At 63.6% G+C, this 25,753-nt stretch carries 24 protein-coding genes; 14 read left to right on the forward strand and 10 right to left on the reverse strand.

Going from position 1 to position 25,753, the window contains the following annotated elements:
- The first annotated feature begins 2 nt into the window (after nt 1-2).
- From Q0J54_RS01650 to Q0J54_RS01660, 3 genes are read left to right on the forward strand one after another with little or no spacing between them, the layout of a single operon-like run.
- A complete protein-coding gene (locus Q0J54_RS01650) occupies nt 3-485 on the forward strand; it encodes an N-acetyltransferase (protein WP_296303564.1) in 483 nt (160 codons plus the stop codon).
- Nucleotides 485-1,006 carry a hypoxanthine phosphoribosyltransferase gene (hpt, locus tag Q0J54_RS01655; RefSeq protein ID WP_296303565.1) on the forward strand — a complete coding sequence of 174 codons (522 nt, stop codon included), beginning with the start codon at nt 485-487 and terminating at the stop codon, nt 1,004-1,006. Before Q0J54_RS01650 ends, hpt begins: the two co-directional genes overlap by 1 nt.
- Before the next feature lie 20 nt (nt 1,007-1,026).
- Nucleotides 1,027-1,893, forward strand: coding sequence for a DUF3426 domain-containing protein (locus Q0J54_RS01660; protein WP_296303566.1), 867 nt, complete (start codon nt 1,027-1,029; stop codon nt 1,891-1,893).
- Between the two features lie 239 nt (nt 1,894-2,132).
- Here the strand turns inward: Q0J54_RS01660 and ychF are convergent, their stop codons facing one another.
- The 4 genes from ychF to Q0J54_RS01680 all read right to left on the reverse strand — a co-directional run bounded on the left by ychF (nt 2,133) and on the right by Q0J54_RS01680 (nt 4,965).
- Nucleotides 2,133-3,233, reverse strand: coding sequence for a redox-regulated ATPase YchF (ychF, locus tag Q0J54_RS01665; protein WP_296303567.1), 1,101 nt, complete (start codon nt 3,231-3,233; stop codon nt 2,133-2,135).
- Nucleotides 3,234-3,339: 106 nt separating this feature from the next.
- Nucleotides 3,340-3,963: a FlgO family outer membrane protein gene (locus Q0J54_RS01670; protein ID WP_296303568.1), complete on the reverse strand. Its 624-nt coding sequence runs from the start codon at nt 3,961-3,963 to the stop codon at nt 3,340-3,342.
- 8 nt (nt 3,964-3,971) lie between these two features.
- Complete coding sequence (locus tag Q0J54_RS01675; RefSeq protein ID WP_296303569.1) at nt 3,972-4,265, reverse strand: hypothetical protein; 294 nt, start codon at nt 4,263-4,265, stop codon at nt 3,972-3,974.
- A gap of 19 nt (nt 4,266-4,284) precedes the next feature.
- Nucleotides 4,285-4,965: a FlgO family outer membrane protein gene (locus tag Q0J54_RS01680; protein ID WP_296303570.1), complete on the reverse strand. Its 681-nt coding sequence runs from the start codon at nt 4,963-4,965 to the stop codon at nt 4,285-4,287.
- A 362-nt stretch (nt 4,966-5,327) separates the two neighbouring features.
- Between Q0J54_RS01680 and ispG the strand changes: the two genes are divergently transcribed.
- The 7 genes from ispG to dxs are packed head-to-tail and all read left to right on the forward strand — an operon-like array spanning nt 5,328 to nt 13,786.
- Nucleotides 5,328-6,458 (forward strand): flavodoxin-dependent (E)-4-hydroxy-3-methylbut-2-enyl-diphosphate synthase, encoded by a 1,131-nt coding sequence (gene ispG, locus Q0J54_RS01685; protein ID WP_296303629.1) that lies wholly within the window; start codon nt 5,328-5,330, stop codon nt 6,456-6,458.
- Nucleotides 6,458-8,188 (forward strand): proline--tRNA ligase, encoded by a 1,731-nt coding sequence (locus Q0J54_RS01690; protein ID WP_296303571.1) that lies wholly within the window; start codon nt 6,458-6,460, stop codon nt 8,186-8,188. The genes ispG and Q0J54_RS01690 overlap by 1 nt, the downstream gene beginning before the upstream one ends.
- Before the next feature lie 52 nt (nt 8,189-8,240).
- The gene (xseA, locus tag Q0J54_RS01695) at nt 8,241-9,749 is read left to right on the forward strand and encodes an exodeoxyribonuclease VII large subunit (RefSeq protein ID WP_366141664.1); all 1,509 of its coding nucleotides are present in this window, start codon (nt 8,241-8,243) and stop codon (nt 9,747-9,749) included.
- The gene (locus Q0J54_RS01700; protein WP_296303572.1) at nt 9,749-10,720 is read left to right on the forward strand and encodes a M23 family metallopeptidase; all 972 of its coding nucleotides are present in this window, start codon (nt 9,749-9,751) and stop codon (nt 10,718-10,720) included. The genes xseA and Q0J54_RS01700 overlap by 1 nt, the downstream gene beginning before the upstream one ends.
- Before the next feature lie 3 nt (nt 10,721-10,723).
- Entirely contained in the window at nt 10,724-10,993 is a 270-nt protein-coding gene (xseB, locus tag Q0J54_RS01705) for an exodeoxyribonuclease VII small subunit (protein WP_296303573.1), read from the forward strand.
- On the forward strand, nt 10,990-11,880 hold the full coding sequence (locus Q0J54_RS01710) for a polyprenyl synthetase family protein (RefSeq protein WP_296303574.1): 891 nt from the start codon (nt 10,990-10,992) through the stop codon (nt 11,878-11,880). Before xseB ends, Q0J54_RS01710 begins: the two co-directional genes overlap by 4 nt.
- Nucleotides 11,881-11,884: 4 nt before the next feature.
- On the forward strand, nt 11,885-13,786 hold the full coding sequence (dxs, locus tag Q0J54_RS01715; protein WP_296303575.1) for a 1-deoxy-D-xylulose-5-phosphate synthase: 1,902 nt from the start codon (nt 11,885-11,887) through the stop codon (nt 13,784-13,786).
- A gap of 376 nt (nt 13,787-14,162) precedes the next feature.
- Here the strand turns inward: dxs and tilS are convergent, their stop codons facing one another.
- The 5 genes from tilS to Q0J54_RS01740 all read right to left on the reverse strand — a co-directional run bounded on the left by tilS (nt 14,163) and on the right by Q0J54_RS01740 (nt 18,444).
- Nucleotides 14,163-15,221 carry a tRNA lysidine(34) synthetase TilS gene (tilS, locus tag Q0J54_RS01720; protein ID WP_296303576.1) on the reverse strand — a complete coding sequence of 353 codons (1,059 nt, stop codon included), beginning with the start codon at nt 15,219-15,221 and terminating at the stop codon, nt 14,163-14,165.
- Between the two features lie 82 nt (nt 15,222-15,303).
- Entirely contained in the window at nt 15,304-15,639 is a 336-nt protein-coding gene (locus Q0J54_RS01725) for a hypothetical protein (protein WP_296303577.1), read from the reverse strand.
- Nucleotides 15,639-16,940 carry a glutamyl-tRNA reductase gene (gene hemA, locus Q0J54_RS01730; protein WP_296303578.1) on the reverse strand — a complete coding sequence of 434 codons (1,302 nt, stop codon included), beginning with the start codon at nt 16,938-16,940 and terminating at the stop codon, nt 15,639-15,641. The genes Q0J54_RS01725 and hemA overlap by 1 nt, the downstream gene beginning before the upstream one ends.
- A 9-nt stretch (nt 16,941-16,949) precedes the next feature.
- Nucleotides 16,950-17,777, reverse strand: coding sequence for an inner membrane protein YpjD (locus tag Q0J54_RS01735; RefSeq protein WP_296303579.1), 828 nt, complete (start codon nt 17,775-17,777; stop codon nt 16,950-16,952).
- Nucleotides 17,764-18,444 (reverse strand): bifunctional precorrin-2 dehydrogenase/sirohydrochlorin ferrochelatase, encoded by a 681-nt coding sequence (locus Q0J54_RS01740; RefSeq protein ID WP_296303580.1) that lies wholly within the window; start codon nt 18,442-18,444, stop codon nt 17,764-17,766. The genes Q0J54_RS01735 and Q0J54_RS01740 overlap by 14 nt, the downstream gene beginning before the upstream one ends.
- Before the next feature lie 133 nt (nt 18,445-18,577).
- On the opposite strand from Q0J54_RS01740, the gene Q0J54_RS01745 reads away from it, so the two are divergent.
- The 4 genes from Q0J54_RS01745 (at nt 18,578) to Q0J54_RS01760 (ending at nt 23,745) form a co-directional block, all read left to right on the forward strand.
- A complete protein-coding gene (locus tag Q0J54_RS01745) occupies nt 18,578-19,837 on the forward strand; it encodes a glycosyltransferase family 9 protein (RefSeq protein ID WP_296303581.1) in 1,260 nt (419 codons plus the stop codon).
- Nucleotides 19,837-21,111, forward strand: coding sequence for a glycosyltransferase (locus Q0J54_RS01750; protein WP_296303582.1), 1,275 nt, complete (start codon nt 19,837-19,839; stop codon nt 21,109-21,111). Before Q0J54_RS01745 ends, Q0J54_RS01750 begins: the two co-directional genes overlap by 1 nt.
- A gap of 410 nt (nt 21,112-21,521) precedes the next feature.
- Nucleotides 21,522-21,917 (forward strand): hypothetical protein, encoded by a 396-nt coding sequence (locus Q0J54_RS01755; protein WP_296303583.1) that lies wholly within the window; start codon nt 21,522-21,524, stop codon nt 21,915-21,917.
- Nucleotides 21,918-22,362: 445 nt separating this feature from the next.
- Nucleotides 22,363-23,745: a response regulator gene (locus tag Q0J54_RS01760; protein ID WP_296303584.1), complete on the forward strand. Its 1,383-nt coding sequence runs from the start codon at nt 22,363-22,365 to the stop codon at nt 23,743-23,745.
- Between the two features lie 756 nt (nt 23,746-24,501).
- Here Q0J54_RS01760 and Q0J54_RS01765 read toward each other — a convergent pair.
- Nucleotides 24,502-25,455 (reverse strand): hypothetical protein, encoded by a 954-nt coding sequence (locus tag Q0J54_RS01765; RefSeq protein WP_296303585.1) that lies wholly within the window; start codon nt 25,453-25,455, stop codon nt 24,502-24,504.
- Nucleotides 25,456-25,753 lie beyond the last annotated feature (298 nt).

Genomic DNA, 25,753 nt, shown 5'->3' on the forward strand with positions numbered 1-25,753 from the left:
TCATGGCGTATGATTGGTCCGTGCGCAAGGCGCACATGGATGATGTGAAGGATATCCACGCCCTCCTGCTGGACTGCGCGCAAAAGGGCTTGCTGCTGCCGCGCGCGCTCATTTTCCTGTATGGTCATGTGCGCAATTTCTGGGTGGTGGATGCGCCGGACGGCGGCATTGCCGCCTGTTGCGCGCTGGCTCCCGTCTGGGATGACCTGGGGGAGATATGCTCCCTGGTGGTGCGGGAGGATCTGCGCCGGCACGGGCTCGGACGCAAGGTGGTGGAAGCCTGCATGTCCGATTGTGAGGCGCTGCACATCCGCCGCGTCTTTTCGCTGACCTATCAGGTGGAGTTCTTCTCCCGGCTCGGGTACGAGATCATCGACAAGGGCACTCTGCCGCAGAAGATCTGGTCGGATTGCGTGCATTGCGCCAAATATCCCGACTGCTGCGACGAAACGGCGGTCTTCAAACAGGTGGGGAGCGACGGATAATGACGGCCAGACTGCTTTTCAGCGAGGAAGACATCGCCGCACGCGTGGCGGAGCTGGGAGAGGAGATCGCGGCCGTCTATACGGGTGAGCCGCTGGTGGCCGTATGCGTCCTCAAGGGGGCCGTCCATTTTTTCAGCGACCTGACGAGGGCCATCAGCCGCGAGGATCTGGAGATGGATTTCGTCCGCATTTCCAGCTACGGCGCGGGAACGGTGACGAGCCGTGAGATCAGGCTGACCAAGGACCTGGAATGCGACGTGCGCGGCAAGCATGTGCTCGTGGTGGAAGATGTGGTGGATTCCGGCCATTCCTTGCGGTTTTTGCTGGATCTTCTGGCGGGCAGGGGAGCGCGCAGCGTCCGTATCGCCACGCTGGTCAACAAGACGGAGCGGCGGGAAGTGGACGTTCCGGTGGCCTTTTCCGGCTTCATGCTGGATTCCGGCTTCATCGTGGGCTACGGGCTCGATCATGCCGAGCGTTATCGCGCCTTGCCCGCCATTTATGAACTGCTGTCCGTCTAGTCTGTTGTCGAGGTATACGCATGGAAGTTCAATGCCCTCATTGCAGCAGCCGCTTCAATCTGCCGGACAAGCTCGTCAAGCCCGGCGCCAAGCTGCGCTGCTCGGTCTGCAAGAACGTCTTCACGCTGGAAACTCCCGGGAAGGAGGCGACGCCCAAGGCGGCCCCCGGGAAGCCCGGGACTGCCGCCAGGAAGGCTCCGGCCAAAGCGGCGGCCCCGGTCCGAAAAAAGGAAAAGAAGAGCTCCCCCTATCTTGTCTGGATCGGTCTGCTGGTGTTCCTGCTTGTGCTGGGCGGGGCGGGATACTGGTATTACATACAGTTCCCGACGGGAAACAAGAAACCGCAGCTGTCGGATGCGGAACTGGCCCAGCGCGTCGCCATGCTGACCATGCGCAACGTGCGTCAGTACTATGTGCAGAATGAGAAGGTCGGCAAGGTCTGCGTCATCGTCGGGGATGTGCGTAACGAATTCCCGCAGCCCAAGGCGCTCATCCGCGTCGAGGCGGCCATTTATGACAAGGACAAGAAGCCGCTGGCCGTGAAGCAGCAGCTTGCCGGTTCCCAGCTCTCGCTCTTCCAGTTGCAGGTGCTCGGCGAGAAGGAGATGGAATCCTTCCTGCAAAGCAGTACGGATATTTACATCCGCAATTCCAATGTGCCCCCGGGCGGCGAAGTGCCGTTCATGGTGCTCTTTTATGCGCCGTCCGATGCGGTTGCCGAATTCGGCGTGCGCATCGTGGGGGTGGAGGACGTTGCGCCGCAGCCTGGCGTGACGCCCGCGCCGGCCGCTCCGGCGACGCCCATGCAGACGCCGGCCCCCGCCCAGATGCCTGCACCGGCCCCGGGCGTGCAGCAGGCGCCCGCATCCGTGCCGGCCGCCCGCTGATTGATGTCGCATGACACGCGGAAAAAGAGGAGGAGGGTTCTCCTCCTCTTTTTTTAGCGCATTCGGCCTTTGAAAAAGGCTGGATGCGTTATCTCCCCGCCGCGAAAGGGGAGACGGTCGCAGGATGCCGGAAAGCCCCTGCCTGTGCAGGGGCTTTCCGGGAGAAGTCAGCCGCCGTTGCGGGCTGACCGCAGGCGGTCAGTCTTTCCAGCCTGTTCAATCTGTGCTGAAACTTCATCCTATACATTAAACAAGAAGTGCATGACGTCGCCGTCCTGCACGACATATTCCTTGCCCTCCACGCGCAGCACGCCGTCGGCGCGGCAGGCGGCCTCGCTTTCATGGCTCATGTAATCGTCATAGGAGATGACTTCGGCACGGATGAAGCCGCGTTCGAAGTCCGTGTGGATGACCCCGGCAGCCTGCGGGGCCTTCCAGCCCTTGTGGATGGTCCAGGCGCGCACTTCGTCGGGCCCGGCGGTGAAGTAGCTGCACAGGCCGAGCGTGGCGTAGCCGGTGCGGATGATGCGCACAAGGCCGCTCTCGTCGATGCCGTAGGAGGCGAGCATCTCCGCCTGTTCCTCGGCCGAGAGTCCCTGAAGTTCCTCTTCCAGCTTGGCGCAGATGCGGGCAAAGCCGGCATGGCGTTCGGCGGCAAGGGCCTCCACGCGGGCGGAGAGCGCATTGCCGTCGGCCACGGCGCTTTCGTCCACATTGGCACAGTAGATGACGGGCTTGGCGGTGAGCAGGCCCAGTTCGCGCCAGGACTGCAAAAAGGCCTCATTGTCCGGCAGGGAGAAGGTCGAGGCGGGCTTTCCGTCATTGAGCGCGGCCAGAAGGTCTTGCATGATCTCCGCCGCGGCCTTGGCGTCCTTGCTGCCCTTGGCCATCTTCTGCAATTTTTCCAGCCGCTTTTCCACGCTCTGGATATCGGCGAGGAGCAATTCGGTCTCGATGGTGTCAATATCGCGCAGCGGGTCCACCGTGCCGTCCACATGGGTGATGTTGTCGTCCTCAAAGCAGCGGACCACCTCGACAATGGCGGCGCATTCGCGAATATTGGCCAGGAACTGATTGCCCAGTCCTTCTCCCTTGCTGGCGCCTCGGACCAGACCGGCAATATCGATGAAGTCCACGCTGGCATGGATGGTTTTCTTGGGCTTTGCCTTGGCGGTCAGAGCGTCAACGCGCACGTCCGGCACGGCCACCGTGGCTTTGTTGGGCTCGATGGTGCAGAAGGGATAGTTGGCGGCCTGGGCATTCTGGGCCTTGGTCAGGGCATTGAACAGGGTGGACTTGCCCACGTTGGGCAGCCCGACGATACCGATGCTGAGAGCCATGCGTTCTCCTTTGGGTGGATGGCCGCGGAATGCGGAGCAGCGCGAAACAGAAAGCCCCGGACGCGCCGGGGCATTTTATAGTCAATATGGAGCCGGACGGCAAGGTCTATTGCAGCCGGGTGTAGGAGGAGGGGACGCCGCTGCCCGAACGGGAAGGATTGTAGGGGTCGCGGAGCAGGGGGTAAATGTCGGCGGTGATGGGGACGGTCGCCATGCCCATGGCCATGACTTCGTTGGAAGGGATATGGATGATGCGGATGCTGAAACGCACCTGCTCGCCGGTCACCACATAAGTCCCGGCCATGACGGCCTGACCGGTGCCGGTGTGGCTTTGCAGCTTGCGGACGTCACGGGTCAGCAGGAATTCGCCGGAGCGCTTGTCGAAGCGGATATAGCTGCCGCTGCGCAGCTCCTTGAAGCGGTAGCCCTTCTGCATGAGCCCGCGGGAGACTTCTTCCATCATCTGCCGGGCGAGCGGGCTGCTCTCATCCAGGTCATTGATATTGACCGGCGAAGTGCCCAGGATCATGATGCCGGCACGCGCCACCGCCTCGCGGTTGGATTTGCTCATGTCGGGGTCGCGTCCGGCATAGCGGGCCATGAGCTGATCGTCTATCTGATCGGTGATGTCGTCCGCCGCCGAGGGCACGTTGCCTTCAAAGAAGGCGGCCGCCGTCAGCGGGGAGAGGGCCAGGGCCGTAACAAGAAGCAGGATGAAAAGACGTTTCATGGCCGTACCTAGCGCATGGTTCGCAGCAGCATCTCGATACCGTTGAGCTCCTGCTTGATGGTTTCGTATTCCTGGGGATCGTGGCAGACGGAGAGCGCCTGCACATAACTTTGCCGGGCCAGTTCGTACCGGCCCTGTGCCCGAAAGGCCCGCGCTTCCTTTACATACCGCCTGCTCAGGGCGTTGGTGCTGAACGAGGCCTCCACCGCCTGGCAGGGGACCGGCAGCAGCACGGGAGAGAGCAGGAGGGTGCAGGCCAGACCGCTGGCGGCCGTCAGACCGAGGATGTGCTTGAACGTCATTGCGATATCTCCTGAAGACCTACTTGCTCTGCCGGATGGGGAGGGAGCCGCTGCTCAGGCTGGAGCCCGGGGTGTAGAGCGGGGGGTAATAGCCGTTCTGTCCGTACTTGAGCGGCTTGCTTGCCGCGGCCTTGCGGGAGGCCAGCTGCACGTCGGATTCGGACATGCGCTGCACGATGCCGGTATTGGGCAGCACAAGCTGGCCCGTCCGCAGCACAAGGCCATCCGTGGCCCGCACCAGACGGGCGTTGACGAAGGTGGCGTCCTTGTCCACATAGTAGGTCCCCACGATGAGGGCTGCCCACTTCTGACCCACCGGGATGCTGACATTGTTGAGGAAGGCGAGGTCATCCCTGCCCCCGGTGATGGAGACCTTGCCCGCCAGACGATACTCCCGCACAGGGAAACCACGCTGATTGAATTCGTAGATGAGCGCTTCGGAGATAAGGCGGCCCAGCGGGGAACTCACGCTGCGGTTGCCTTGCTCCACAAAGGATGTCGGCAGGGCCACGACGCCCTTGAGGGCGTCATTGGGCATGGTGGCCAGCATCTGATCGGCCAGTTCCCGGCATTTGAGCTTGAGCTCCACCGCGTCGATGTACTCGGGATCCGTGGGGGCGGAGGAACGGGTGCATGCCGTGAGCAGGGCGGCCAGCAGCAGAAGCAGCAGGCAGAAGCGGCGGCATGGGGCAGGGGACATGTGAAACATAGGCACCTCTTGAGGTGAAGGTCTTGCGAAGCTTAACGGCAGTATGGAAAAAAACTTGAGCACGCCGGCAGAAATGACGCATATCCGTTGCTGCCGGGCTCTTCGGCAGAAATATGCAAATTTCGTTCCGGTAAAAACTGCCCGTATCGTCATGGCGGAGCGTGCGGGGCCTTCCCCCTCCGGCAAAGGCAATATAGCGAAAAAGCAGGCAAAGGGAAAGACGTTATCCGGGCGGGACAGGGCATGCGGCGTGGCAAAAAACCGCCGGGGCGGCGGATGCGTCCCGGGACTTCCGCTTATAAGGCTTGGCTTGCGGAGGGAAATAGCATACAACCTTTCGCGGTTCTTCCATGATGCTGCGGCCCGCTTCCGGGCTGTCGTCCATCGCATACGTCCGGGAGAAAAGGATGATCGAGCGCCGCAAGACCCGTTCCGTGCAGCTGGGCAGACTGACCATCGGCGGTGGAGCCCCCATCGTCGTGCAGAGCATGACCAATACCGATACGCGAGATGTCGCGGCCACGCTGCGGCAGATCGAGGCCCTTGTGCGCCGCGGGTGCGAAGCCGTCCGGCTGGCCGTGCCCGACGAAAGCGCCGCCGCCGCTCTGCGGGCCATTCGCGACGCCTCGCCGGTGCCGCTCATCGCCGATATCCATTTTGACCACCGGCTGGCGCTGGCTGCCCTTGAAGCGGGACTTGAAGGGTTGCGCATCAATCCGGGCAATATCGGGCCGCGGGCACATGTGGATGCCGTGGTGGACGCGGCCAGGGCCCACAGGGCCGTCATCCGCGTCGGGGTCAATTCCGGCTCCGTGGAAAAAGGGCTGCTCGCCAGGTACGGCGGGCCCTGCCCCCAGGCCATGGTGGAGAGCGCGCTCGGGCATGTGCGCATGCTGGAGGCACGCGGGTTTTACGACACCAAGATATCCCTCAAGTCCTCCTCCGTGCCGGATACGCTGGAGGCCTACCGTCTGCTGGCCAGCGTATGCGACTATCCGCTGCACATCGGCATCACCGAGGCGGGCGGGCTCATGCGCGGCACGGTCAAATCCGCCGTGGGGCTGGGCATCCTCCTGCATGAGGGCATAGGCGACACCCTGCGCGTCTCGCTGACGGCCGACCCCGCGGAAGAGGTCAGCGTGGCCTATGAGATCCTGCGTGCCCTCGGCCTGCGGCGGCGCGGGCCGGAGATCATCTCCTGTCCCACCTGCGGGCGCACGGAGATCGACCTTTTCACGCTGGCGCGCGCGGTGGAAGAACGGCTTGCGGAATCCACGGCCGACATCAAGGTGGCGGTCATGGGCTGTGTGGTCAACGGGCCGGGCGAAGCGCGCGAGGCGGATCTCGGCCTTGCCGGCGGCCGGGACAAGGGGCTCATCTTCCGCAAGGGAGAAGTCATACGTTCCGTCAGAGGGCAGGATGCCCTGCTGGCGGCTTTTCTTGAAGAACTGCAACTCCTGCTCAAGGAAAAGGAAACCGCCTGATGCGCTTCAGTTCCTGTTATATCCCCACCCTCAAGGAAACCCCGGCCGAGGCCGAGGTGGCAAGCCATAAACTGCTGCTGCGTGCGGGCATGGTCCGTAAGCTGACGTCCGGCGTCTACATCTATCTGCCGCTGGGCCTGCGGGCCATCGACAACGTGGCCCGCGTGGTGCGCGAGGAGATGAACGCCGCAGGCTTCCAGGAACTGCTCATGCCCTCGGTCATCCCCGGCGATCTCTGGAAGGAGACCGGCCGCTGGGAGCATTACGGCAAGGAACTGCTGCGCTTCAAGGACCGCAACGATCGGGATTACTGCCTCGGCCCCACGCATGAGGAAGTCATCACCGACCTGGTGCGCGGCGAGGTGCGCTCCTACCGTCAGCTCCCCGTGCGCCTCTACCAGATCCAGAGCAAGTTCCGCGATGAGATCCGCCCCCGCTTCGGCCTCATGCGCGGGCGCGAATTCGTTATGAAGGACGGCTATTCCTTCGACGTGGATGATGCGGCGGCCGATGCCAGCTACGCCATCATGTACGAGACCTATATGCGGATATTCCAGCGCCTCGGCCTGCGCTTCCGGGCCGTGGAAGCGGATACCGGCTCCATCGGCGGCAATTTCTCGCATGAGTTCATGGTGCTTGCCGATACCGGGGAAGACACCATCGCCGCCTGTACCTCCTGCCGTTATGCCGCCAATGTGGAGCGCGCCGAAGTGGTCTGGAAGGGCGACCCCTGTACGACGGGCTGTCCGCCTCGTGAACAGGTGGCCACGCCCGGCGCGCACAGCGTCGAGGAAGTGAGCGCCATGCTGGGCGTCGCGCCCGAGCGCGTGGTCAAGACCATGCTGTTCACCGTGGACGGCAGGCATGTGGCCGTCCTCGTGCGCGGCGACCGCGAAGTCAACGACATCAAGCTCAAGAACCTGCTCAAGGCGCAGGATGTGCAGCTGGCCAGCGGCGATGTGGTGGAGGCCCTGACCCATGCGCCGGTGGGCTTTGCCGGGCCGGTGGGCCTGGATGTGCCCGTCTATGCGGACGCCGAGCTGCAGGGCGCGACGGATTATGTGACGGGCGCCAACGCCGCGGACGCGCATCTGCTGCATGTGGACCTGGCGCGGGACGCCTCGGTCACGTCCTATGCCGATCTGCGGGCCATCACGGCGGACGACCGCTGCCCGCGCTGCGGCGCGCCCATCGAGCTGCCCAAGGGCATCGAAGTGGGGCACATCTTCAAGCTGGGCACCAAGTACAGCGACGCCATGCATGCCGTCTTCCTCGACGAGAACGGCAAGGAACGCGTGATGATCATGGGGTGCTACGGCATCGGCGTCTCCCGCGTGGTAGCTGCGGCCATCGAGCAGAACAACGACGAGAACGGCATCATCTTCCCGCCGCAGATCGCCCCGGTACAGTGCATCCTGCTCAATCTCGATCCCGGTAAGGAAGACGTCTCCGCCCGGGCCGACGCCATCCACGACATGCTGGAAGGGCAGGGCGTTTCCGTGCTGCTGGACGATCGTGAAGAGCGGCCCGGCGTCAAGTTCAAGGATGCGGACCTCATCGGCGCGCCCATGCAGCTTATCGTAGGCGGCAAGGGGCTTGCGCGCGGCATCGTGGAATGCAAGGACAGGCGCACGGGCGAAAAGGGCGAGCTGTCGCTGGAAACGCTGCCCGAGGCGCTGGCCGCCTGGATGGAAACGGTGCGCCAGGGCTGGCGGGCCCGCATGGCCTGAGCCGGCCAGGCGGAGAGCGGTCCCCGCTGACGCGGCGGGGCCGGAGAGGCCAGTGTCGAACGATATGACCATTCAGTCCGTCCGCCAGCTGACGGAACAGCTCCGCCGCATGGTGGAGCGCCATTTCCCCTTTGTCTGGGTGCGGGGCGAGGTGGGCAATCTTGCCCGTCCCGCATCCGGGCATTTTTATTTCACGCTCAAGGATGCCGATGCGCAGCTCCAGTGCGTCTGGTTCCGGCAGCAGCAGCGGCAGCGGGGGACCTTCGATCCCCTGACCGGCGAAGTCTTTGAAACGCCGCCGCCCGCCCCGGAGGAACTGCTCCGGCAGGGGGCGGAGCTCATCTGCGCCGGCCATGTGGGCATATATGCCCCGCGCGGACAGTATCAGCTGGTGGTGGAGCTCGTGCAGCCCGCCGGGCAGGGAGGCCTTGCCCAGGCTTTCGAAGAGCGCAAGCGCCGTCTTGCCGCGCTCGGCTACTTCGCGCAGGAGCGCAAGCGCCGTCTGCCCTGGAATCCCGCGCGAGTGGCGTTGATCACCTCTCCCCACGGCGCGGCCATCCACGACTTCTGGCGTCTGGCCGGCCAGCGCGGACAGGCGGCGCGGATACGGCTGTATCCGGCGACCGTGCAGGGCGACGGCGCGGCGCCGTCCATCGTGCGCGCGCTGGAAACGGCCAATGCCCATGCGCTGTTGCCTGACGGGCCGCAGGTCATCGTCCTCATCCGCGGTGGCGGTTCGCTGGAAGACCTCTGGGCCTTCAACGAGCAGGAGGTGGCCGAGGCCGTGTTTCGTTCCCGCCTGCCGGTGCTGGCCGGCATCGGGCATGAAGTGGACGTCACGCTGGCCGATCTGACGGCCGATGTGCGGGCCGCGACCCCCTCGCATGCGGCGCAACTGCTCTGGCCGACACGACAGGAACTGTTCCAGTTGCTCGATGATATGGATGCCGCCCTTTTTCGCTGTCTGCAACGGCGGCTGGAGCGGCAGGAACTGCGGCTGGGGAGTCTGGCGCGTCTGCTGCGCGCCCATGCGCCGCAGCGCCAGCTGGAACGGCTGGAAAGCGCGCGGGGCCGTCTTGCCGCCGCCCTGCGACGGGCCGCGTGCGAAATGCTGGACAGGCGGCAGCGGCAGACGGATCATCTCACGCGGATGCTGCGTTCACTCTGGGGGCCGTCCCGGCTGACCGTCCCGGAACGGGAGAGCGGGGCGCTGGAAGAGCGCCTGCGGGCTGCACTGCCCCGGCTGCTGGTGCGGCGTCGGCAGGATGTGTTCTGGTGGGAGCAGCGCCTGAGGGCGGGCGGCCGGCAGTACACGGACAGGGCGCAAGCGCGGCTGGAGCGGCTGGATGTGCGGCTGACCGCCTGCGATCCCCTCGCGCCGCTGGCGCGCGGCTACGCGCTCGTTGCCGACGCGCGGGGAGCCGTGGTGCACAGCGTCCGGCAGACGCATGGCGGACAGGAGCTGAGCATTCGCTTGCAGGATGGGGCTCTGGGGGTTACAGTCGCTCAAATCAGCCCCCGTTCGGATACGCCGCCGGCGGCGACAGAAGGAGAAGGATGATGTCCCACATGCTTCAGGGCGCGGGCCTGTTGCGCCGCTCGTTTCGAATGACGCTTCTGTCCGGGGGCATTGCCGCGTTGTGCTGCCTCTGGGCCGGCATGGTGCAGGCGGCGACGCTGCGACTCGAGGCGCCGGAACAGGTGGCGCGCGGCGACGCTTTCCTGGCGCTGGCCGCTGCCGATACGCCGGTGCGGGAAGTGATCTTTTCCTGGCGCGGCAAGCAATGGCGCGCGCAGGCCGAGGCTATGACCACCCCGCGGGGGACGCCGGCCTGGCAAGCTGTCATGCTGCTTTCCGTCCCGCTGGAAGCCAGGGAGGACCGCCTTTCCCTGTCGGCCTCGGCAGCGGGCGGCGGTCGTTCCCCGCAGGCGGCGGTGAGGCTTTTCGACCGCAAGCGCCCGGTGCAGAAGCTGACCGTGGACAAGAAGTATGTGGATCCGCCCGCCAAGGTCATGGAACGCATCCGCCGGGACAGGGAACAGGTCAGGGCCGCGCTGGCCGGCTATTCGCCCGTACGGCAATGGACCTTGCCGCTTGCCCGGCCCGTGCCGGGAGGCATCTCCAGCCTGTACGGCCTCAAGCGCGTCTTCAACGGCCAGGCGCGCGGCTATCATCGGGGCCTCGATCTGCGCGGCGCCAGCGGGACGCCCATCAGGGCCTGTGCCGACGGGCGCGTGGTGCTGTGCGATGATCTCTATTTTTCCGGCAAGACCGTGTATCTGGATCACGGGCAGGGCGTCTTCACCGCCTATCTGCACATGTCCGAACAGCTGGTGCGGAACGGGCAGGAGGTACGCAAGGGGCAGATCATCGGCAAGGTCGGCGCCACGGGGCGCGTGACCGGGCCGCATCTGCATCTTTCCCTCATCGTGCAGGGGCAGTCCGTGGATGTGGAACCCCTCCTTGCCCCCTGGGAAGAGACCGCGGCGCAGCCTGCCGCCGCAGCGGTCGTCGTTCAACCCCTCAAGTGACACATGAAGAATTCACGCAACAAGATCCCGGCCGACTTTGAGGGCCGCATGGAACGTCTCCAGGAGATCGTGACCGCGCTGGAAGAAGGCCGGTTGCCGCTGGAAGAGGGCATGGCTCTGTACAAGGAGGGCGTGGAGTGTTCCCGCCTGTGCCGGGAGCAACTGGAAAAGGCCCGCCATCAGATGTCCGTCTGGCAGGATGGCGAGGAGAAGGATATGACTCTTACGGATGCCGTGTCCGGCCGTCAGCCGGACGAGGAGGAAAGCATATGACGCCTCAGGAAATGAAAGGACTGCTCAAGGAACGCGGCGCTCAGGTCGAGACCTGGCTAGCCTCCTGTCTGGACGGGCGGGAGCTGCCGCCGCGCCTCAAGGATTCCATGCTGTACAGCCTGCAGGCGGGCGGCAAGCGGCTGCGTCCCGTGCTCTGCATGAGCACGGCGGCCATGTGCGGTCTTGCGCCGGAAAGGGTACTGCCCTTTGCCGGGGCCATCGAGATGGTGCATACCTATTCCCTGATCCACGACGATCTGCCAGCCATGGACGACGACGACCTGCGGCGCGGCAAGCCTTCCAACCACAAGGCCTTTGATGAGGCTACGGCCATCCTGGCCGGGGACGGCCTGCTGACGGACGCCTTTTACGTTATGAGCGGCCTTGATCTGCCCGCGGAGCGTGTGCTGGCCGCCCTGCGGGAATTTTCCCTGGCGGCCGGTTCGTCCGGTATGGTGGGCGGACAGGAATGGGACATGATCTTCACCGGCATGGAGAGCATCAGTCTGGATCAGCTCCGTCTCATGCACGCCATGAAGACCGGGGCCATCCTGCGCGCCTCCTGCGTGTGCGGGGCCCTGCTGGCCGGGGCCGATGCCGGGGCGCTCAAGGCTATCGGCGACTTCGGGGCGGCGCTGGGCGTGGCCTTCCAGATCGCCGACGACATCCTTGATGTGGTGTCGGACACCGAAACGCTGGGCAAGCCTGCCGGCAGCGACGAGGAGCAGGGCAAGAACACCTACCCCAAGCTGGTGGGGCTGGACAAGAGCCGGGAACTGGCGCGCGGCTATGCCGACAGCGCGCAGGCCGCGCTGTCCCGCTTTGAGGGGCGGGAAGCCGCCTTCCTGGCGGCGCTGGCGGATTACACTGTCAACAGAACGGCCTAGCGCGATGGACAGGGAAAGCACGACGCCTCTGCTCGATTCCCTCACCGGGCCGGCCCAGGTGGGGAACCTCACGGACGGCCAGCTCCAGCAGCTGGCCGACGAGCTGCGGCGTCGCATCATCAAGGTGGTGGCGCGCAACGGCGGACACCTTGCGCCCTCGCTGGGCGTGGTGGAGCTGACGCTGGCCCTGCTGGCCACGTTCGACATGAGCCGCGACAAGCTGGTCTGGGATGTGGGGCATCAGTCCTATGCCTACAAACTGCTGACCGGCCGTCATGCCGCCTTTGACACACTGCGCAAGCTGGGGGGCATCTCCGGCTTCCCGCGGCGCGAAGAGAGCCCCTACGACCATTTCGGCGTGGGCCATTCTTCCACCTCCATCTCGGCGGCGCTGGGCATGGCCGTGGCCCGTGACTACCTGCATGAGAACCATCATGTGCTGGCGGTCATCGGGGACGGTTCCCTGACGGGCGGCGAGGCCTTTGAGGGGCTCAACCTTGCCGGCCACATGGGCAGGCGGCTTATCGTGGTGCTCAACGACAACGAGATCTCCATCTCGCCCAACGTGGGGGCCCTTTCCCGTTTTCTGAGCCGCACGCTGTCCCGCCGCTGGGTACGGCAGGTCCGTAAGGACGTGCTGACCTTCCTGCGGACCGTGCCGCGCATCGGCAATCATCTGGCCACCTACGCCATGCGCGGCGAATGGAGCTTCAAGTCCTTCTTCACGCCCGGCATGCTCTTCGAGGCCCTGCGCTTCACCTACATCGGGCCTGTGGACGGCCATGATCTGGCCGCTCTGCGAACGCATCTGGAAATGGCCGCCGGTGTGGAGGACGGGCCGGTGCTGCTGCATGTGCGTACCCGCAAGGGCAAGGGCTATGCCCCGGCGGAGCTGGACCCCACGCATTATCACGGCGTCGGGCATTTCCTGCCGGAAACGGGCAAGGCCGTGCCGTCGGCCACGGTGTCGGCGCCGTCCTATACCAGCGTGTTCGGCAAGACGCTGGTGGCGCTGGCCGAAGAGGACAAGCGCATTATGGCCATCACCGCCGCCATGCCGGAAGGCACGGGCACGCAGGCCTTTCAGGACCGCTTCCCCGACCGCTTTGCCGATGTGGGCATCTGCGAGCAGCATGCCGTCACCTTTGCGGCGGGCATGGCCAGTCAGGGCCTGCGCCCCGTGGTGGCCATTTATTCCACCTTCCTGCAACGAGCCTATGATCAGATAGTCCATGACGTCTGCCTGCAGAATCTGCCCGTGACCTTCTGCATCGACCGGGCCGGGCTGGTGGGCGAGGACGGCGCGACCCATCACGGCGTCTTCGATATGGCCTATCTGCGGCATATCCCCAATATGCATCTGCTGGCCCCCCGGGATGAAAACGCGCTGCGGCACTGCCTTGCCACGGCGCTTACGCTCAATGCGCCCTGCGCCCTGCGCATCCCGCGCGGCGCGGGTGTCGGCGAGCCGCTGGAGGGAGAGCCCGCCCTGTTGCCCGTCGGGCAGGGGGAATGCCTGCGTGAGGGGAAGGATGCCGTGCTCATCGCGGTGGGCAGTTGCGTGCATCCGGCTTTGCAGGCGGCGGAGATGCTGGCGGCGGAGGGCATTTCCACGGAAGTGTTCGATGCCGTCTGGATCAAGCCGCTGCCCGAAGCCCAGTTGCTGGAGCTGGCGGAGCGTTTTTCCGTGCTCGTGCTGGTGGAGGAGGGCGTCCGGGCCGGAGGCTTTTCGTCCGCTGTGCTGGAACTGCTTTCCGACAAGGGAGCGCTGCGCGGGCAGCGCATCCGCCGTCTGGGACTCTGGGACGCCTTTGTGGAGCATGGCACTCAGGCCGAGTTGCGGCGCATGGTGGGCCTGGATGCCGAACATCTGGCGCAGGCCGTGCGCGACGCCCTGCAGGAGTGACGGCTCAGGGAAAACATGTCGTTTCGCCCCTTTTGCCCACAAGGCAAAGGGGGCTTTTTCGTCTCTGTCCATGAGGGCCTGTTGACATTATTCGTTTCCTGTTTGGGGGGAGGGGAACCCCTCCGCCAGCGCGGGAGGTGTTCCCCTCCCCCAAGCCCCCCATCCCTTCCCCAGCGCGCTTTTACCGGGGAAGCGTCAGGGACACGAGGCAACCCCGCCCCCAAAAGCAAGCGGAGCGTGTACAGCCCATTTATATTATCTATTGAAATTGTTTGTGGAATTTGTGTTAACAGAGCCTGAAGCATTTTCCGTTTGAAATGCTTCGCGCTTCAAACCATACGGTTCATCGCTTCGCGGAGAAAATGTGGTTTTTCGCTCACTTTTGGTCGGGCGGCGTTGTGCCGAAGGTGACGGCGCCGCCCCGCAGGACGGCCACAAGCCCTCCCGGGAACTGGAAGCGCGTATTGCCCCGGCCCTCCTGCCAGGCCTGATCCAGCGCCAGCAGGCGTTCGGCGCGGGCCTGTCCGCCGTGGCGGCGGTTCAGGTGGCGCAAGGCCCGCAGGTAGAGGCGCAGGCGCACGGCCGGGGGATGGGCGCGGAGCAGGGCGCGGGGGAGGATGATGCCGTCCTCGGTCTGCTGCCAGGGCGTCAGGGCAAGGGCCGCATCCAGCGTGCGTTCCCAGTAAGCGGCGTCCAGCTGGGCCAGCTGCCAGAGGCGGGATGCCGATTCGCCGTAGGCGGGGTTTTCCCTCTCCAGCAGGGGCAGGACGGTGTGACGCAGGCGGTTTCGCAGGAAGGCGGGATCGTTGTTGGAGTTGTCCTCACTCCACGGGACCCCCCATTCGGTCAGCCATTGCCGGAGTTCTTTGCCAGACAGGGGCAGGAGGGGCCGCAGAAGGCGGCGTTCCTGATCACAGGCGGGCATGCCGCCCAGCGCTGGCCAGCCCGTGCCGCGCAAAAGCCGCATGAGCTGATCCTCACAGAGATCTTCGCGCTGATGGCCGGTGAGCAGCCAGTGGCAGCCCGTTTGCCGGCGCACGTCTTCCAGCAGGGCATAGCGGGCCTTGCGGGCCGTTTCTTCCAGACCTGTCCCGGCCGCGCGGGCCATGTCCCGCACCGGGGCATGGCGGAGATGGTGGGGGATATGCAGCGCGGCGCAGAGACGCCGTACCTGCTCGCATTCGGCATCGGCTTCCGCCCGCAGACCGTGGTTGACGGTGCAGGCATGCAGCCGCCAGTCCTGGCGGGGAGCGAGCAGGGCAAGGATGACGGTCAGGGCGGTGGAGTCCCCCCCGCCGGAGACCGCCAGCAGCAGCGACTGACCGCGGACGACGCCGAAGCGGAGAAGGCGGTTTTCCAGCCGCAGGCACTCGCGGGTCACGGCGGGCCGCAGCTCCCGGAGCGATGCCGGGGGGACGAACAGAGGAGGCGTCACGGCTAGCCTGCTGCGAAGGCGCAAGGAGAGAAGGATACGGATCCGCCCGGGCGGCGGATGCCGGACGCACGGGGCGGGCAGGCTAGTGCGGCAGATCGCATTCGCTGATGAGCTCTTCCAGCCGGTCGATGAGCGCCTGGCGGGTGGCGCTGTCCGCCGGGGCGACACAGTCGCAGTGCAGGCGGTTGCAGGCGCGGACCAGCAGTTCCAGACGCAGAAAGTCCTCGCCGATCTCCAGCGAGACGGCATAGGGACCGCAGCGGGCGGCATGTTCCCGCTGCAGGGGTGACCAGAGGCTTTCCGGCACGGGCAGCCAGAAAAGCCCCTCAAGCGAGGAGGCGTAGCCGCGCTCGCGCGCAAAGTCCGCCAGACGGCGGCAGAGTTCCGGCGGCAGATCTTCCGCAAGATAGGCGCGCATCAGCTTTTCTCCCGTGGTGCGGCGCGGCTACAGGTCCCGCCGTCCAGATTGAAGATGCGCCGCATCAGGCTTATGCGCGAGGCGCTGCCCTCATGCGAGCCCGCTCCCTCCTTGAGGAAGACGATGGGATCATGGTTCATCTTGCGGACCAGCGCCCGCGCCATCACGTCGAGGGCCTCGCGTACCTCATCGGAAACGGGCCCCAGCCGTTTGAGCGTGCGGGCAAGTTCCTCTTCGGCAAGATGTTCGCCGCGCTGGATGAGGTCCACAATGGTGGGCTGCATGTCCAGCCCCTGTACCCATTGCTCGAAATGTCCCACCTCGTCATCGACGATCTCGGCGGCTTTTTGCGCTTCATCCCGGCGGGAGGCGAGATTTTCTTCAACTACTTCTTTAAGGTCGTCGATATCATACAGATAGACGTTGTCCAGCCCGTTGACGTCGGGGTCGATGTCGCGGGGGACGGCGATGTCGATGAAGAACATGGGCCGGTTTTTGCGGGCCTTGAGCACGCTGCGGATGTCGCGGGCGCGGATGACCGGCTCCGGCGAGCCTGTGGAGGCGATGATGATGTCCACATCCACCAGATGGGCGGCAATGGCCTCAAAGGCGATGGCCCGGCCGTTGAACTGCCGGGCGAGCTCCTGGCCGCGCGCAAGGGTGCGGTTGGCGACGAGGATCTCCGCGATGCCGGCTTGCAGCAGATGGGTGGCGGCCAGTTCGGCCATCTCGCCGGCCCCCAGCAGCATGGCCCGATGGGAGGGCATGTCGCCGAAGATGCGTTTGGCCAGCTCCACGGCGGCATAGCTGATGGAAACGGCGCTGGAGGCCACGGCGGTCTCCGTCCGTACGCGTTTGGCCACGGAAAAGGCCTTGTGCAGCAAACGGTTGAGGATGAGCCCCGTGGTATGGCAGGCCGCGGCCTTGCGGTAGGCCGTCTTGAGCTGGCCCAGGATCTGGGGCTCGCCCAGCACCATGGAATCCAGACTGGAGGCGACGGTAAAGAGGTGGCGTATGGCCTCGACACCCTTATATATATAGACGTAGGGCCGCAGGTCTTCCACCGGAGCCTTGCAGGTATGGGCCCAGTCGCTCAGCATCTGTTCGGCCATGTCGCCGTGGCCGGCGGCCAGCAGCTCCACGCGGTTGCAGGTGGAGAGAATCAGGGCCTCGCTGATGGCTCCCTCACAGGGGACGGCCCAGCTGTCCGCCGAGCAGTGATCGACCAGCGCGAAGCGCTCGCGCACATCCACGCCCGCCGTGCGGTGATTGAGCCCCACAAGTACAAGATCGCAGTTCATGGTGATAGATCAGCCTCTGATGAAGGCGTGGTGCGTTTCCATGAAGGTGTTCACCACGATGATGGAAAAAAGGCACAGACCAAAGATGATGACCACAAGTCGCGCGGGCTTGCGGCCCCGCCAGCCACGGGTCAGCCGGTTATGGAAAAGGACGGCCAGCAGCAGCCAGACGGTAAGGCTGATGACCTCCTTGGGGTCGCCGTTGAAGGTGGCGCCGAAAACGGGTTTGGCCCAGACGAGACCGGCGACGATGCCCAGCGTGTAGAGCGGGAAGGTCGTCAGGACCGCAAAGGCATTGATCTTGTCCAGCAGGGAAAGGGCGGGCATATCCTGCCAGAAACCCTTCATAGCCTGCTTGCTCTTGATGCGACCTTCCAGAAAAAGGAAGATGCAGCCCGCCGCAAAGGCCAGCGTCAGCAGGCCGAGGCTGAGGAAGAGCGCGCCGATATGCAGGGTGTAGAACGGGGCGCTCAACTGAGGGGGGATCTTCACCACCGCCGAGAGATAGGGGGCCGACATGATGAAGAGGATGAGCGCCAGCGGCGCGGACAGGATGAGGGTGGCCTCCTGCCGGTAGCGTAGACGGGAGATGAGCCCGCAGAGCAGGACGAACCAGGCCAGCATCTGGAGATAGGCCCCCAGGCTGAGTCCCCCCGGCAGGGTGGAGTGGAAGCCCAGCGCCAGCATGAGCGTCTGGACAAGGAAGCCGAAACCGGCCAGCCAGCAGCCGGCCTTACGCAAGGCGGCGCTGCGCAGCATCATGCCGCTGATGCCGGCAAGGCTGGCCGCTCCGTAGAGGCACAGGGTGAGCAGAGTGGAGGATTCAGGCGAGATCATGCAGAAACTCCGGTATGCGGGCATGCAGTTCCGGCGGCAGGCTCTGTGTGAGGAAGGCGCGGCAGGCCTCCAGGTCGCCGTCCTGCAACCAGTGTTGCAAGGGGGATTCCGCCAGGCTGCGGAACAGTTTGCCATTCTGCCCCGAGTCGCTGGACAAGGCAAGCACGCAGGGGCGCAGGCGGCCCATGAGCCGGGCCATGCGCACGCGGGGCGCAAGCCAGTCCTCCAGCTCCCGCCGCCAGCGGCGGGCCAGAGCCGGGCTGGCTCCCCCCGTGGAAAGGGCCAGCATGAGCTCTCCTTGCCGGGCAAGGGCGGGCACTTGAAAATTTCCCGTCTCGGGAGCGTCCGCACAATTGCAGAGGACGCCATGCGTCCGGCACAAGGCAACGATGCGGGCATTTTCCGCACGATCGCCCGTTGCGGCAAACGCCAGCCGGCAGCCCGCCACGTCCGCTTCCGTGCATGCGCGCCGGGCATGCCGCACCCGGGGGGATGCCAGCAGGACGGCGGCCTCGGCGGACGGTTCGGCGACGTCAAAGGTCAGCACCATTGCGGCGCCCGCGTCCAGCAGGCCCCGCAGCTTGCGGCAGCCGACATCGCCCAGCCCCGCCACGAGGCAGCGGGCGTCATGCAGATCGAGAAACAGAGGATAGAGGTCGGATTTCATAGGTCACCCCCGGCAGTATACGCAAGCCGACGCCGTGCGCAAGGGGGGGAGGGGAGGCTTTTCTTGCCTCTCCGTACGGCTTGGGCTAGGCTGGAATGTCGTCTGCCCGGCTGCGGGCGGCAAAGGAATGCTTATGCCCCGATTTCTTGTCATCCAGTCCGCCCGTCTGGGGGATCTTGTGCAGACGCGTCGTCTCCTGCTGACGCTGGCGGCACGGGGGGAAACGCATCTCGCCGTGGATACGGGGCTCGTGCCGCTGGCCCGCGTGCTCTATCCCTTTGCCCGGCTGCATGCCCTGCCGCTCTATACGCGGGATGCGGCCGTCGCCGTCCGGCAGGTCGGCGACGTGCTGCGGGCCTGGCGCGAGCTGGATTTTGCGGCCGTCTACAACTGCAACTTCTCGTCGGCCGGGGCAAGCCTCTGCCGCCTTTTCGCGCCGGAGCTGGTGCACGGCTACCGGCCGGGCCGCGGCGGCCCCGAACGATCCCCCTGGGCCAGACGAGCCTTTCGGCTGACGGAGCACCGTGCCTGCGGCAGTCTCAATCTGGTGGACTACTGGGGGCATTTCGCGCCGGAGCCCATCGCTCCCGATGCGGTCAATCCCCCGGCAGCGGGCGGCGGGGCCGGTCTGGGCGTGGTGCTGGCCGGGCGGGAGTCCCGTCGTTCCCTGCCGGTCCCGCTGCTGGCACGCATCGTGCGTACGCTGCATGATCTCATGGGGGGGCCGCGCGTGCGTCTGCTGGGCACGGCGCAGGAGCGCCCGGCCGCCCGTCGTCTGTTGCGCGAGCTGCCGTCCCGCATGCTCGACAATGTGGAAGACCTGAGCGGCAGGACAGATCTGCCAGCTCTGGTGGAGGCCGTGCGTGGTCTGGACAGGCTGGTGACGCCGGATACCGGCATCATGCATCTTGCCGCCGCGCTGGGCGTGCCGGTGCTGGCCTTTTTCCTGTCCTCGGCGTATGCGCATGAGACGGGCCCATACGGAGTGGGCCATACCGTCATCCAGGCGGATATTCCCTGCGTGCCCTGTCTGGAATCGGCTCCCTGTCCGTATGACGTACGCTGCCGGCTTCCGTTTGAGGACGAACATCTGCCTGGCGCGCTGGTGGCCCTGGTGCAGGGGGATACGTCGGCGGCGGGCAGACGGCTCCCTGCCGGGCTGCAATGCTGGACGAGCGGACTGGATGCCCTGGGCGGCGTGCTGCGGCTCGCGGCGGGGCAGGATTCCCGGGCGGCCCTGCGCCGTGCCGCCCGCCGGGAACTGGCCGCCTGGCTGGGGACGCCGCTGCCGGACATGACCGGCGACGAGGCGTCCGCTGCCGCTGAAGAGACTGTGCGTCGCTGGCTGCGTGCCGACAGCGACTGGATGTTGCCCCCCAGGAGGTATAGCTGATGTCGTCCCCTCTGCGTATTCTTGTGGTGCTGCCCCTGTATGGCGGCTCCCTGCCCATTGGCCGGTATTGCGCCAGAGCCCTGACCAGCATGGGGCATGCCGTGCGCCTTTTCGATGCGCCGGTCTTCCATTCCGCCTTTACCGGTCTGAAGACCCTGGAACTTCCTCCTTCCTCGCTGGGCCCGCTGGAAAATTCCTTCCTCCAGGTGCTCAATCAGGGCATCCTGGCGCAGGTGGAGCAGTTTGAACCGGATCTCGTGCTGGCGCTGGCGCAGGCGCCGCTGAACCGGCTCAGTCTGCAAAAGCTGCGCAAGGCCGGAGTGCGGACGGCCATGTGGTTCGTGGAGGACTGGCAGGTTTTTGATTACTGGCAGGCCTATGCACCGCTGTATGACGTCTTTGCCGTCATCCAGAAGGAGCCCTTCCAGGAAAAACTCGTCGCCGCGGGGCAGGAGCACGCCCCCTATCTGCCGCTGGCCGCTCTGCCCGAATTCCACCGGCCGCTGACGCTGACGGCGGAGGAAACGCGGGAATACGGCGCGGACATCGGCTTTCTCGGGGCCGGATACCCCAACCGGCGGCTGGCGTTTCGTCCGCTGGCCGGACGGGATTTCAAGATCTGGGGGTCGGACTGGGACGGAGAGAGCGTGCTCGCCCCCTGCATTCAGCGGCAGGGACAGCGCATCGGCGAGGAGGAGAGCGTCAAGATCTACAATGCTTCACGCATCAATCTGAACCTGCATTCCAGCCTGAAAACGGACAGGCTGGTCAGTCACGGGGACTTCGTCAATCCGCGTACCTTTGAACTGGCGGCGATGGGAGCCTTCCAGCTGGTGGACAGGCGGCGGCTCCTGCCGGAGCTTTTTGCTGAAGATGAGCTGGCCTGTTTTGATTCCGAGTCTGAACTTTATGAAAAGATAGACTATTTCCTCTCACATCCCGAAGAGCGGGCGCAGTACAGCCGGCGGGCACGGGAGCGCGTGCTGGCGGAGCATACCTATATGCAGCGGATGCAGCAGCTTCTGGACTATGTGGCCGAGGCATGCGGCCCGTGGCGGGCGGCAGCGGCACAGACAGTCATTGCGCAGCCCCTCCAGGAATTGCTGCAGCACCTCGAGCTGGGCCCCGGAGCATCTTTTGAGAATGTCGTCCACAGGTTGCGGCAGCAGAGTGGCGTTCTGAGCGACGTGGAAACGGCCATCCTCTTTCTGGACGAGTGGCGTCGTCAGTATCGCGGTGCAGGAGCGAAGTGTTGCCGGGTCACGCGCGGCTGACGCCGTGGGGGAATTGGAACGGCGTCCGTGTTCCAGCGGTATGCCCGGAAACGGCGGCAGGCATGTTTTATAACATATATTTCAAAGGGATAAAAACGGACAAACAGGCCAGGATGGGCGGTTTTCCGTTCCGTGAAACCTGGGTATTTTTTTAATATATTGAAATATATTGTTTTTATGTATTTTTTTTAATGGGGGCAGCGTCAATGACAGAAAAAAAACGTTTTTTTGAAATTTTCTAGAAAAGGTATAAAGTTTTAATCATTTGATTTAATTGGATAAAAAAATGAAAAAAACATTGTACTTCATCTTGATTTTTTTCAACATGCTAGAATTTAAAGCTATTTTCACATACTAGTCTTTTCCGGCAAAAGTGCGTAGGGTACAGAGAAACGTTTTGGGAGGGAGTTATGAACATCAACAGCGTTGGGGTGTCTCGCGCGCAGTCACCTTCGGAGACGGCGCGTTCGCGGCAGGCTGCGGGGTGCAGCTCGTTCGCAGAGACGTTCGAGTCACAGGCAGGCCTGCAGGCGACAGGGTGCGTCAATCCCCAGTTGTCCGCGGTCACGGGCCCGGGAGCCGTCCTTCCCCTGAAACAGGACGTGGCATCCCGGGAACCTTCTTCCGTGCTGAGCCAGGAAGAGAAGAATTTTTTTGAATTGTATACCGCCCGCAAATATTTGAGCGAAAGCGAAATGCAATTCTTCAACAATGCAGCCCTTGGCGGCAAGGTCGCCCAGCGCAGCGAGACCTATGGCCGGGCGTATGCCCAGCCTGCGCATGGAGCTTTGTCCCTTCAGGCCTAGCAGGGCTGCACAACATGCTTTTGCCGTGCCGCCGGCTGCGGTGACAAGGATGAGGGCATTCTCCCCATGTCCGCTGATTCGGGGAGAATGACTTTTTTCATCGGTAAAAAGCAGCGTTTTCTTGCAAAAAGGGGAGGCATCTCCCCTTTTTTTGACAAAAAAGGAACTGCTGGGGGATTCGTTCCCAGATCAGAGCGGACAGCGCCCACAAGAGGGCGGGTATGGCGAGGCCGATGAAAAATTTGCATGACGTGACGTTGTAAGCAAGTATCGTGCCGGGAAATTTTTTCCGTGCATGTCCGCCACAGATCCTCCGGCCGGCGTACGCCTGCCTGTTGCATAGTTGCCTGGATCGACCATATCCATTATATATGCCGTCTGTTGCCGGTGAAGCTGCGCTTTGCCGGATTGCGGGTCATGTTTCCCATGTAAGCTGGAGCAGAGAATGGCATTTGCAGACTTTCAGACAAAACAGAAGCAGAACAAGCAAAAATCTATCATTCGGGATTACTTCACCAAACGGAATGGACAGCTTCTCTGCCTTTCGGATGACCCGACCATTTTGAGCCTGCTGCGCGCCACTGTGAAGGAAATGGGCTTACCGGCCTCTGAACTCGTCGTCTTCGTTCCTGATCCGAGCAAGCTGCTCAAGGCCATCACGGATTCCTTCGCCGCGCACAAGCGGCCGGCGCTTTTTATCGAAAGCGTTATGAGCGGCTCCGGGGAGACGAGCTTCATGGTACGCCAGTTCAAGGAAAGCTTTCCCGATCTGCGTATCTTTGCCATGACGACGTCGTCCGAAAAGGCGCGTATCATGCTGCTGTATGAATCCGGCGCCGACAACTTCATCCTCAAGCCCATAAGCAGTATCGATCTCATCGACAAGATGGCCGTCACCCTGCGCGAGCCGAGCACCATCCGGCAGCTGCTCGACAAGGCGCGCAAGTTCGTCATCAAGAACGTGGGGAGCGAAGCCATCAAGATTACGCAAGGGGTGCTCAAGGTCAAGCCGGACAGCGCCTCAGGCTATGTCGTGCTGGGGGACGCGCTGCGTGTTTCCGGCAACAGGGACAAGGCCCAGATCGCCTACGAGCGGGCCTGCAAGTATTCGCAAGATTATCTGGAGCCGCTGCAAAAGCTGGTGGATCTCGCCAAGGAAGACGGCAAGACCGATATGCAGCTTGAATATCTCAAGCGGCTTGACGAATTGTCCCCCATGAACGCCCAGCGCAAGGTGGAGATGGCCGAGCTGCAGATGGAAATGGGCAACATGGACGAGGCCAAGAAGCTTTTTGACGGCGCCGTCAATCGTGCCTACAAGAACGCCATGCAGCAGGTGGCGCTTATGTCGGAAAAGATCGCCATGTCCCTGCAGGACAAGGATCCGGCCCAGGCGGAGAAGTATCTCCGCAAGTGTCTTGAACTCAAGGGCAAGGATCTGACGGCCGATGACCTGACGACCTTCAATCAGCTGGGGATCTGCCTGCGCAAGCAGGGGAGGTGGCTTGACGCCATCGTGGAATACAAGCGCGCCCTGCAGATCGCGCCCAACTCCAGCGAGCTTTACTACAATATCGCCATGGCCCATGCCGAAGGCAAGGAGTATGAAAACGCCAACCGTTTCATGCTCAAGGCGCTGGCGCTCAATTCCAGCCTGCCCCGGACATCGCCTGTCGTGGCCTACAATATGGCCCAGGTCCTCTCGCTGGGCTACAGCAAGGACAAGGCCAAGCAGGCGGCGGAGATCGCCCTTGAGCTTGATCCCGACTATGAACCGGCCAAGAAGCTGCTGGCTCAGATGAAGGCGGCGGAGAGCGGCGCGGCCTAGGGTCTGTTTGTGTAGATTTTGTGAACAATTTCAATACATAAGTGAAAACAAGCTGTGCATGCCCCGCGTGTCTTTTGGGGCGGGCTTGTCGCGTGTTCCCGACTTTTCCCCGGTAAAAGCGCGCTGGGGAAGGAATGAGGGAAGACGGGGGCTTCCTTGTGTCAACTTTCGTTTGACAATCTGCCGGGGAACCCCTCCCGCACCGGCGGCGACCGAAAGGCGGCCCGCAGGGCCGTGCCTGTCAGGCCGTAAGGCCTTACAGGCATCGACAGCAGAGCGAGGGCTTCCCCTTCTCCCCAAGCAGACAGCGAATAGTGCTAACCTGGTCTGGCTTTTTCATCCAGCCACGTCCGCAGCCCCGGCCTCCACAGAGGTCGGGGCTGCTTTGCTGAAGCGCACCGCTGTTCCTCGAGCTGGCTGCGGAATGCGCGCCAACTGCCGTTCATGCACGCCCAGGCCGTGTATGGCGGGCCGGAAGACGCTCCATCGGGTTGCCGAGCGGTCATCCCGCTTCCCTTCCGGCTCGGCGGCTCCCGGGGCAGGACGCTCATCACGCCTGCGGCAAGGACGTCCGTTTCCGTGTGGTGTCGTGGAGAAAACAGCCTGGGGGCCGTACAGTCTCGTTGATGTTTCCGAGGCCTGCGAAAAAAAAGTTTCCGCGTACGGACGACACGCTTCCGCTTACTGGGGCAGGCAAACAAAAATGCCGCCAGAGCATGTCCGGCGGCATCCACAGCTTCAGGCTGGAGTACTGGCTCAGGGCAGGGGCGTCCAGCTGCTCAGTCCCATGAAGAAGGGGAGCGTGAACAGACAGCTCAGCACCAGGCTGAGGCTCAACCCGATCTTGTGGCGCAGGGGGGTGGTGCTGCGCGCCGCCATGAACCAGAGCAGCACGGGCACAAGCCAGAGCAGTACCCGTATGCCGGCCGTCACGCCATCAGCCGGCGTGAACATTTGGGCCTGCACCAGCCGAAAAACTTCGAGACCGCTGGCGGCAAGCAGCAGCAGCCAGAGTACGCCCCAGGCATTGCGCGCCCAGGCCGCGCACCAGGGAAGCACGGTATTGTAATGATCCCGGCCGAAGTCGTCCTTCTTGCGGCGCAGCAGCAGCCAGACACAGCCGAAGGCGGCGGGCATGGCCAGCAGCAGGAAGGGGATGTAGCACAGACTTGTGGCGTAATCCGTTCCCCAGACGGGCATCAGCGCTTGCGGCAGGGTGATGCCCGCTTCTTCCGCTTGCGGAAGGCTGGCGACGGCGGCGATGCGCAGGCAGACCAGGACGAGCAGCAGGGCCAGTATTCCTTGCAACGCGCTGATGATGCCCACGCCGATATGGATGCCGGGATACTGCGCCAGCGTCTTCCACAAGAGAAAGTAGATGCAGCTGAAGATGACCGAAAGGCCAAGCACCAGCCAGCTGACTTCATGGATCGTTATCAGGGTGCTCCCGCCGGGTATGTCCTTCTCAAGAAAATAGAGCCAGACGCGACCGCCCACGAGCAGCGTCCACCCCAGACCCTGGCCGAGCATGGACAATTGCATGGCGCATTTGCCATAAAAGCCGCGCCGCCGCAGCAGGGAGAGCACCTCCCCGGATACAGCCAGGATGCTGATGCCGCAGAAGGCAAAGAGCATCGACAGTGGAATGATGATGGCCGCCATATCCAGAATATTTTGCAAAACAGGATTATCGGCAAAGAAAGCCTGCATATGACCGCCCTTGTCTCGCTGGTGTGAAAGAAGGAAAGCGCACACGCTGTCGTGCGGCATCGCACAAAAGAGTATAGAGGCGTTGTGCCTGAAAAAACGTATCGCCGCAAGGGGCAGACAGGGGGCTGTCAAAAAAATAAAGAAATTGTCGAATTTTTTTCTGGAAAATGGGCCGGACGGCAGGTAAAGGCTTGCCTTGCCGGGAAAAATTTTTTATTTTTTACTGGAAGAACACCTCATTGGGCCGAGGATGTTTAAGGTAAAACATGAGGTTTTATTTTTCCTGATGAAGAGGAGT

It is taken from the genome of uncultured Desulfovibrio sp., from assembly GCF_944324935.1.
Classification (GTDB): Bacteria; Desulfobacterota; Desulfovibrionia; order Desulfovibrionales; family Desulfovibrionaceae; genus Desulfovibrio.

Excerpts from the sequence above, each read along its gene's own strand:
- Q0J54_RS01650 (WP_296303564.1), top strand. The coding sequence starts at position 3 with ATGGCGTATGATTGGTCCGTGCGCAAGGCGCACATGGATGATGTGAAG.
- hpt (WP_296303565.1), top strand. The coding sequence starts at position 485 with ATGACGGCCAGACTGCTTTTCAGCGAGGAAGACATCGCCGCACGCGTG.
- Q0J54_RS01660 (WP_296303566.1), top strand. The coding sequence starts at position 1,027 with ATGGAAGTTCAATGCCCTCATTGCAGCAGCCGCTTCAATCTGCCGGAC.
- ychF (WP_296303567.1), bottom strand. The coding sequence starts at position 3,233 with ATGGCTCTCAGCATCGGTATCGTCGGGCTGCCCAACGTGGGCAAGTCC.
- Q0J54_RS01670 (WP_296303568.1), bottom strand. The coding sequence starts at position 3,963 with ATGAAACGTCTTTTCATCCTGCTTCTTGTTACGGCCCTGGCCCTCTCC.
- Q0J54_RS01675 (WP_296303569.1), bottom strand. The coding sequence starts at position 4,265 with ATGACGTTCAAGCACATCCTCGGTCTGACGGCCGCCAGCGGTCTGGCC.
- Q0J54_RS01680 (WP_296303570.1), bottom strand. The coding sequence starts at position 4,965 with ATGTCCCCTGCCCCATGCCGCCGCTTCTGCCTGCTGCTTCTGCTGCTG.
- ispG (WP_296303629.1), top strand. The coding sequence starts at position 5,328 with ATGCTGCGGCCCGCTTCCGGGCTGTCGTCCATCGCATACGTCCGGGAG.
- Q0J54_RS01690 (WP_296303571.1), top strand. The coding sequence starts at position 6,458 with ATGCGCTTCAGTTCCTGTTATATCCCCACCCTCAAGGAAACCCCGGCC.
- Q0J54_RS01700 (WP_296303572.1), top strand. The coding sequence starts at position 9,749 with ATGTCCCACATGCTTCAGGGCGCGGGCCTGTTGCGCCGCTCGTTTCGA.
- xseB (WP_296303573.1), top strand. The coding sequence starts at position 10,724 with ATGAAGAATTCACGCAACAAGATCCCGGCCGACTTTGAGGGCCGCATG.
- Q0J54_RS01710 (WP_296303574.1), top strand. The coding sequence starts at position 10,990 with ATGACGCCTCAGGAAATGAAAGGACTGCTCAAGGAACGCGGCGCTCAG.
- dxs (WP_296303575.1), top strand. The coding sequence starts at position 11,885 with ATGGACAGGGAAAGCACGACGCCTCTGCTCGATTCCCTCACCGGGCCG.
- Q0J54_RS01725 (WP_296303577.1), bottom strand. The coding sequence starts at position 15,639 with ATGCGCGCCTATCTTGCGGAAGATCTGCCGCCGGAACTCTGCCGCCGT.
- hemA (WP_296303578.1), bottom strand. The coding sequence starts at position 16,940 with ATGAACTGCGATCTTGTACTTGTGGGGCTCAATCACCGCACGGCGGGC.
- Q0J54_RS01735 (WP_296303579.1), bottom strand. The coding sequence starts at position 17,777 with ATGATCTCGCCTGAATCCTCCACTCTGCTCACCCTGTGCCTCTACGGA.
- Q0J54_RS01740 (WP_296303580.1), bottom strand. The coding sequence starts at position 18,444 with ATGAAATCCGACCTCTATCCTCTGTTTCTCGATCTGCATGACGCCCGC.
- Q0J54_RS01745 (WP_296303581.1), top strand. The coding sequence starts at position 18,578 with ATGCCCCGATTTCTTGTCATCCAGTCCGCCCGTCTGGGGGATCTTGTG.
- Q0J54_RS01750 (WP_296303582.1), top strand. The coding sequence starts at position 19,837 with ATGTCGTCCCCTCTGCGTATTCTTGTGGTGCTGCCCCTGTATGGCGGC.
- Q0J54_RS01755 (WP_296303583.1), top strand. The coding sequence starts at position 21,522 with ATGAACATCAACAGCGTTGGGGTGTCTCGCGCGCAGTCACCTTCGGAG.
- Q0J54_RS01760 (WP_296303584.1), top strand. The coding sequence starts at position 22,363 with ATGGCATTTGCAGACTTTCAGACAAAACAGAAGCAGAACAAGCAAAAA.
- Q0J54_RS01765 (WP_296303585.1), bottom strand. The coding sequence starts at position 25,455 with ATGCAGGCTTTCTTTGCCGATAATCCTGTTTTGCAAAATATTCTGGAT.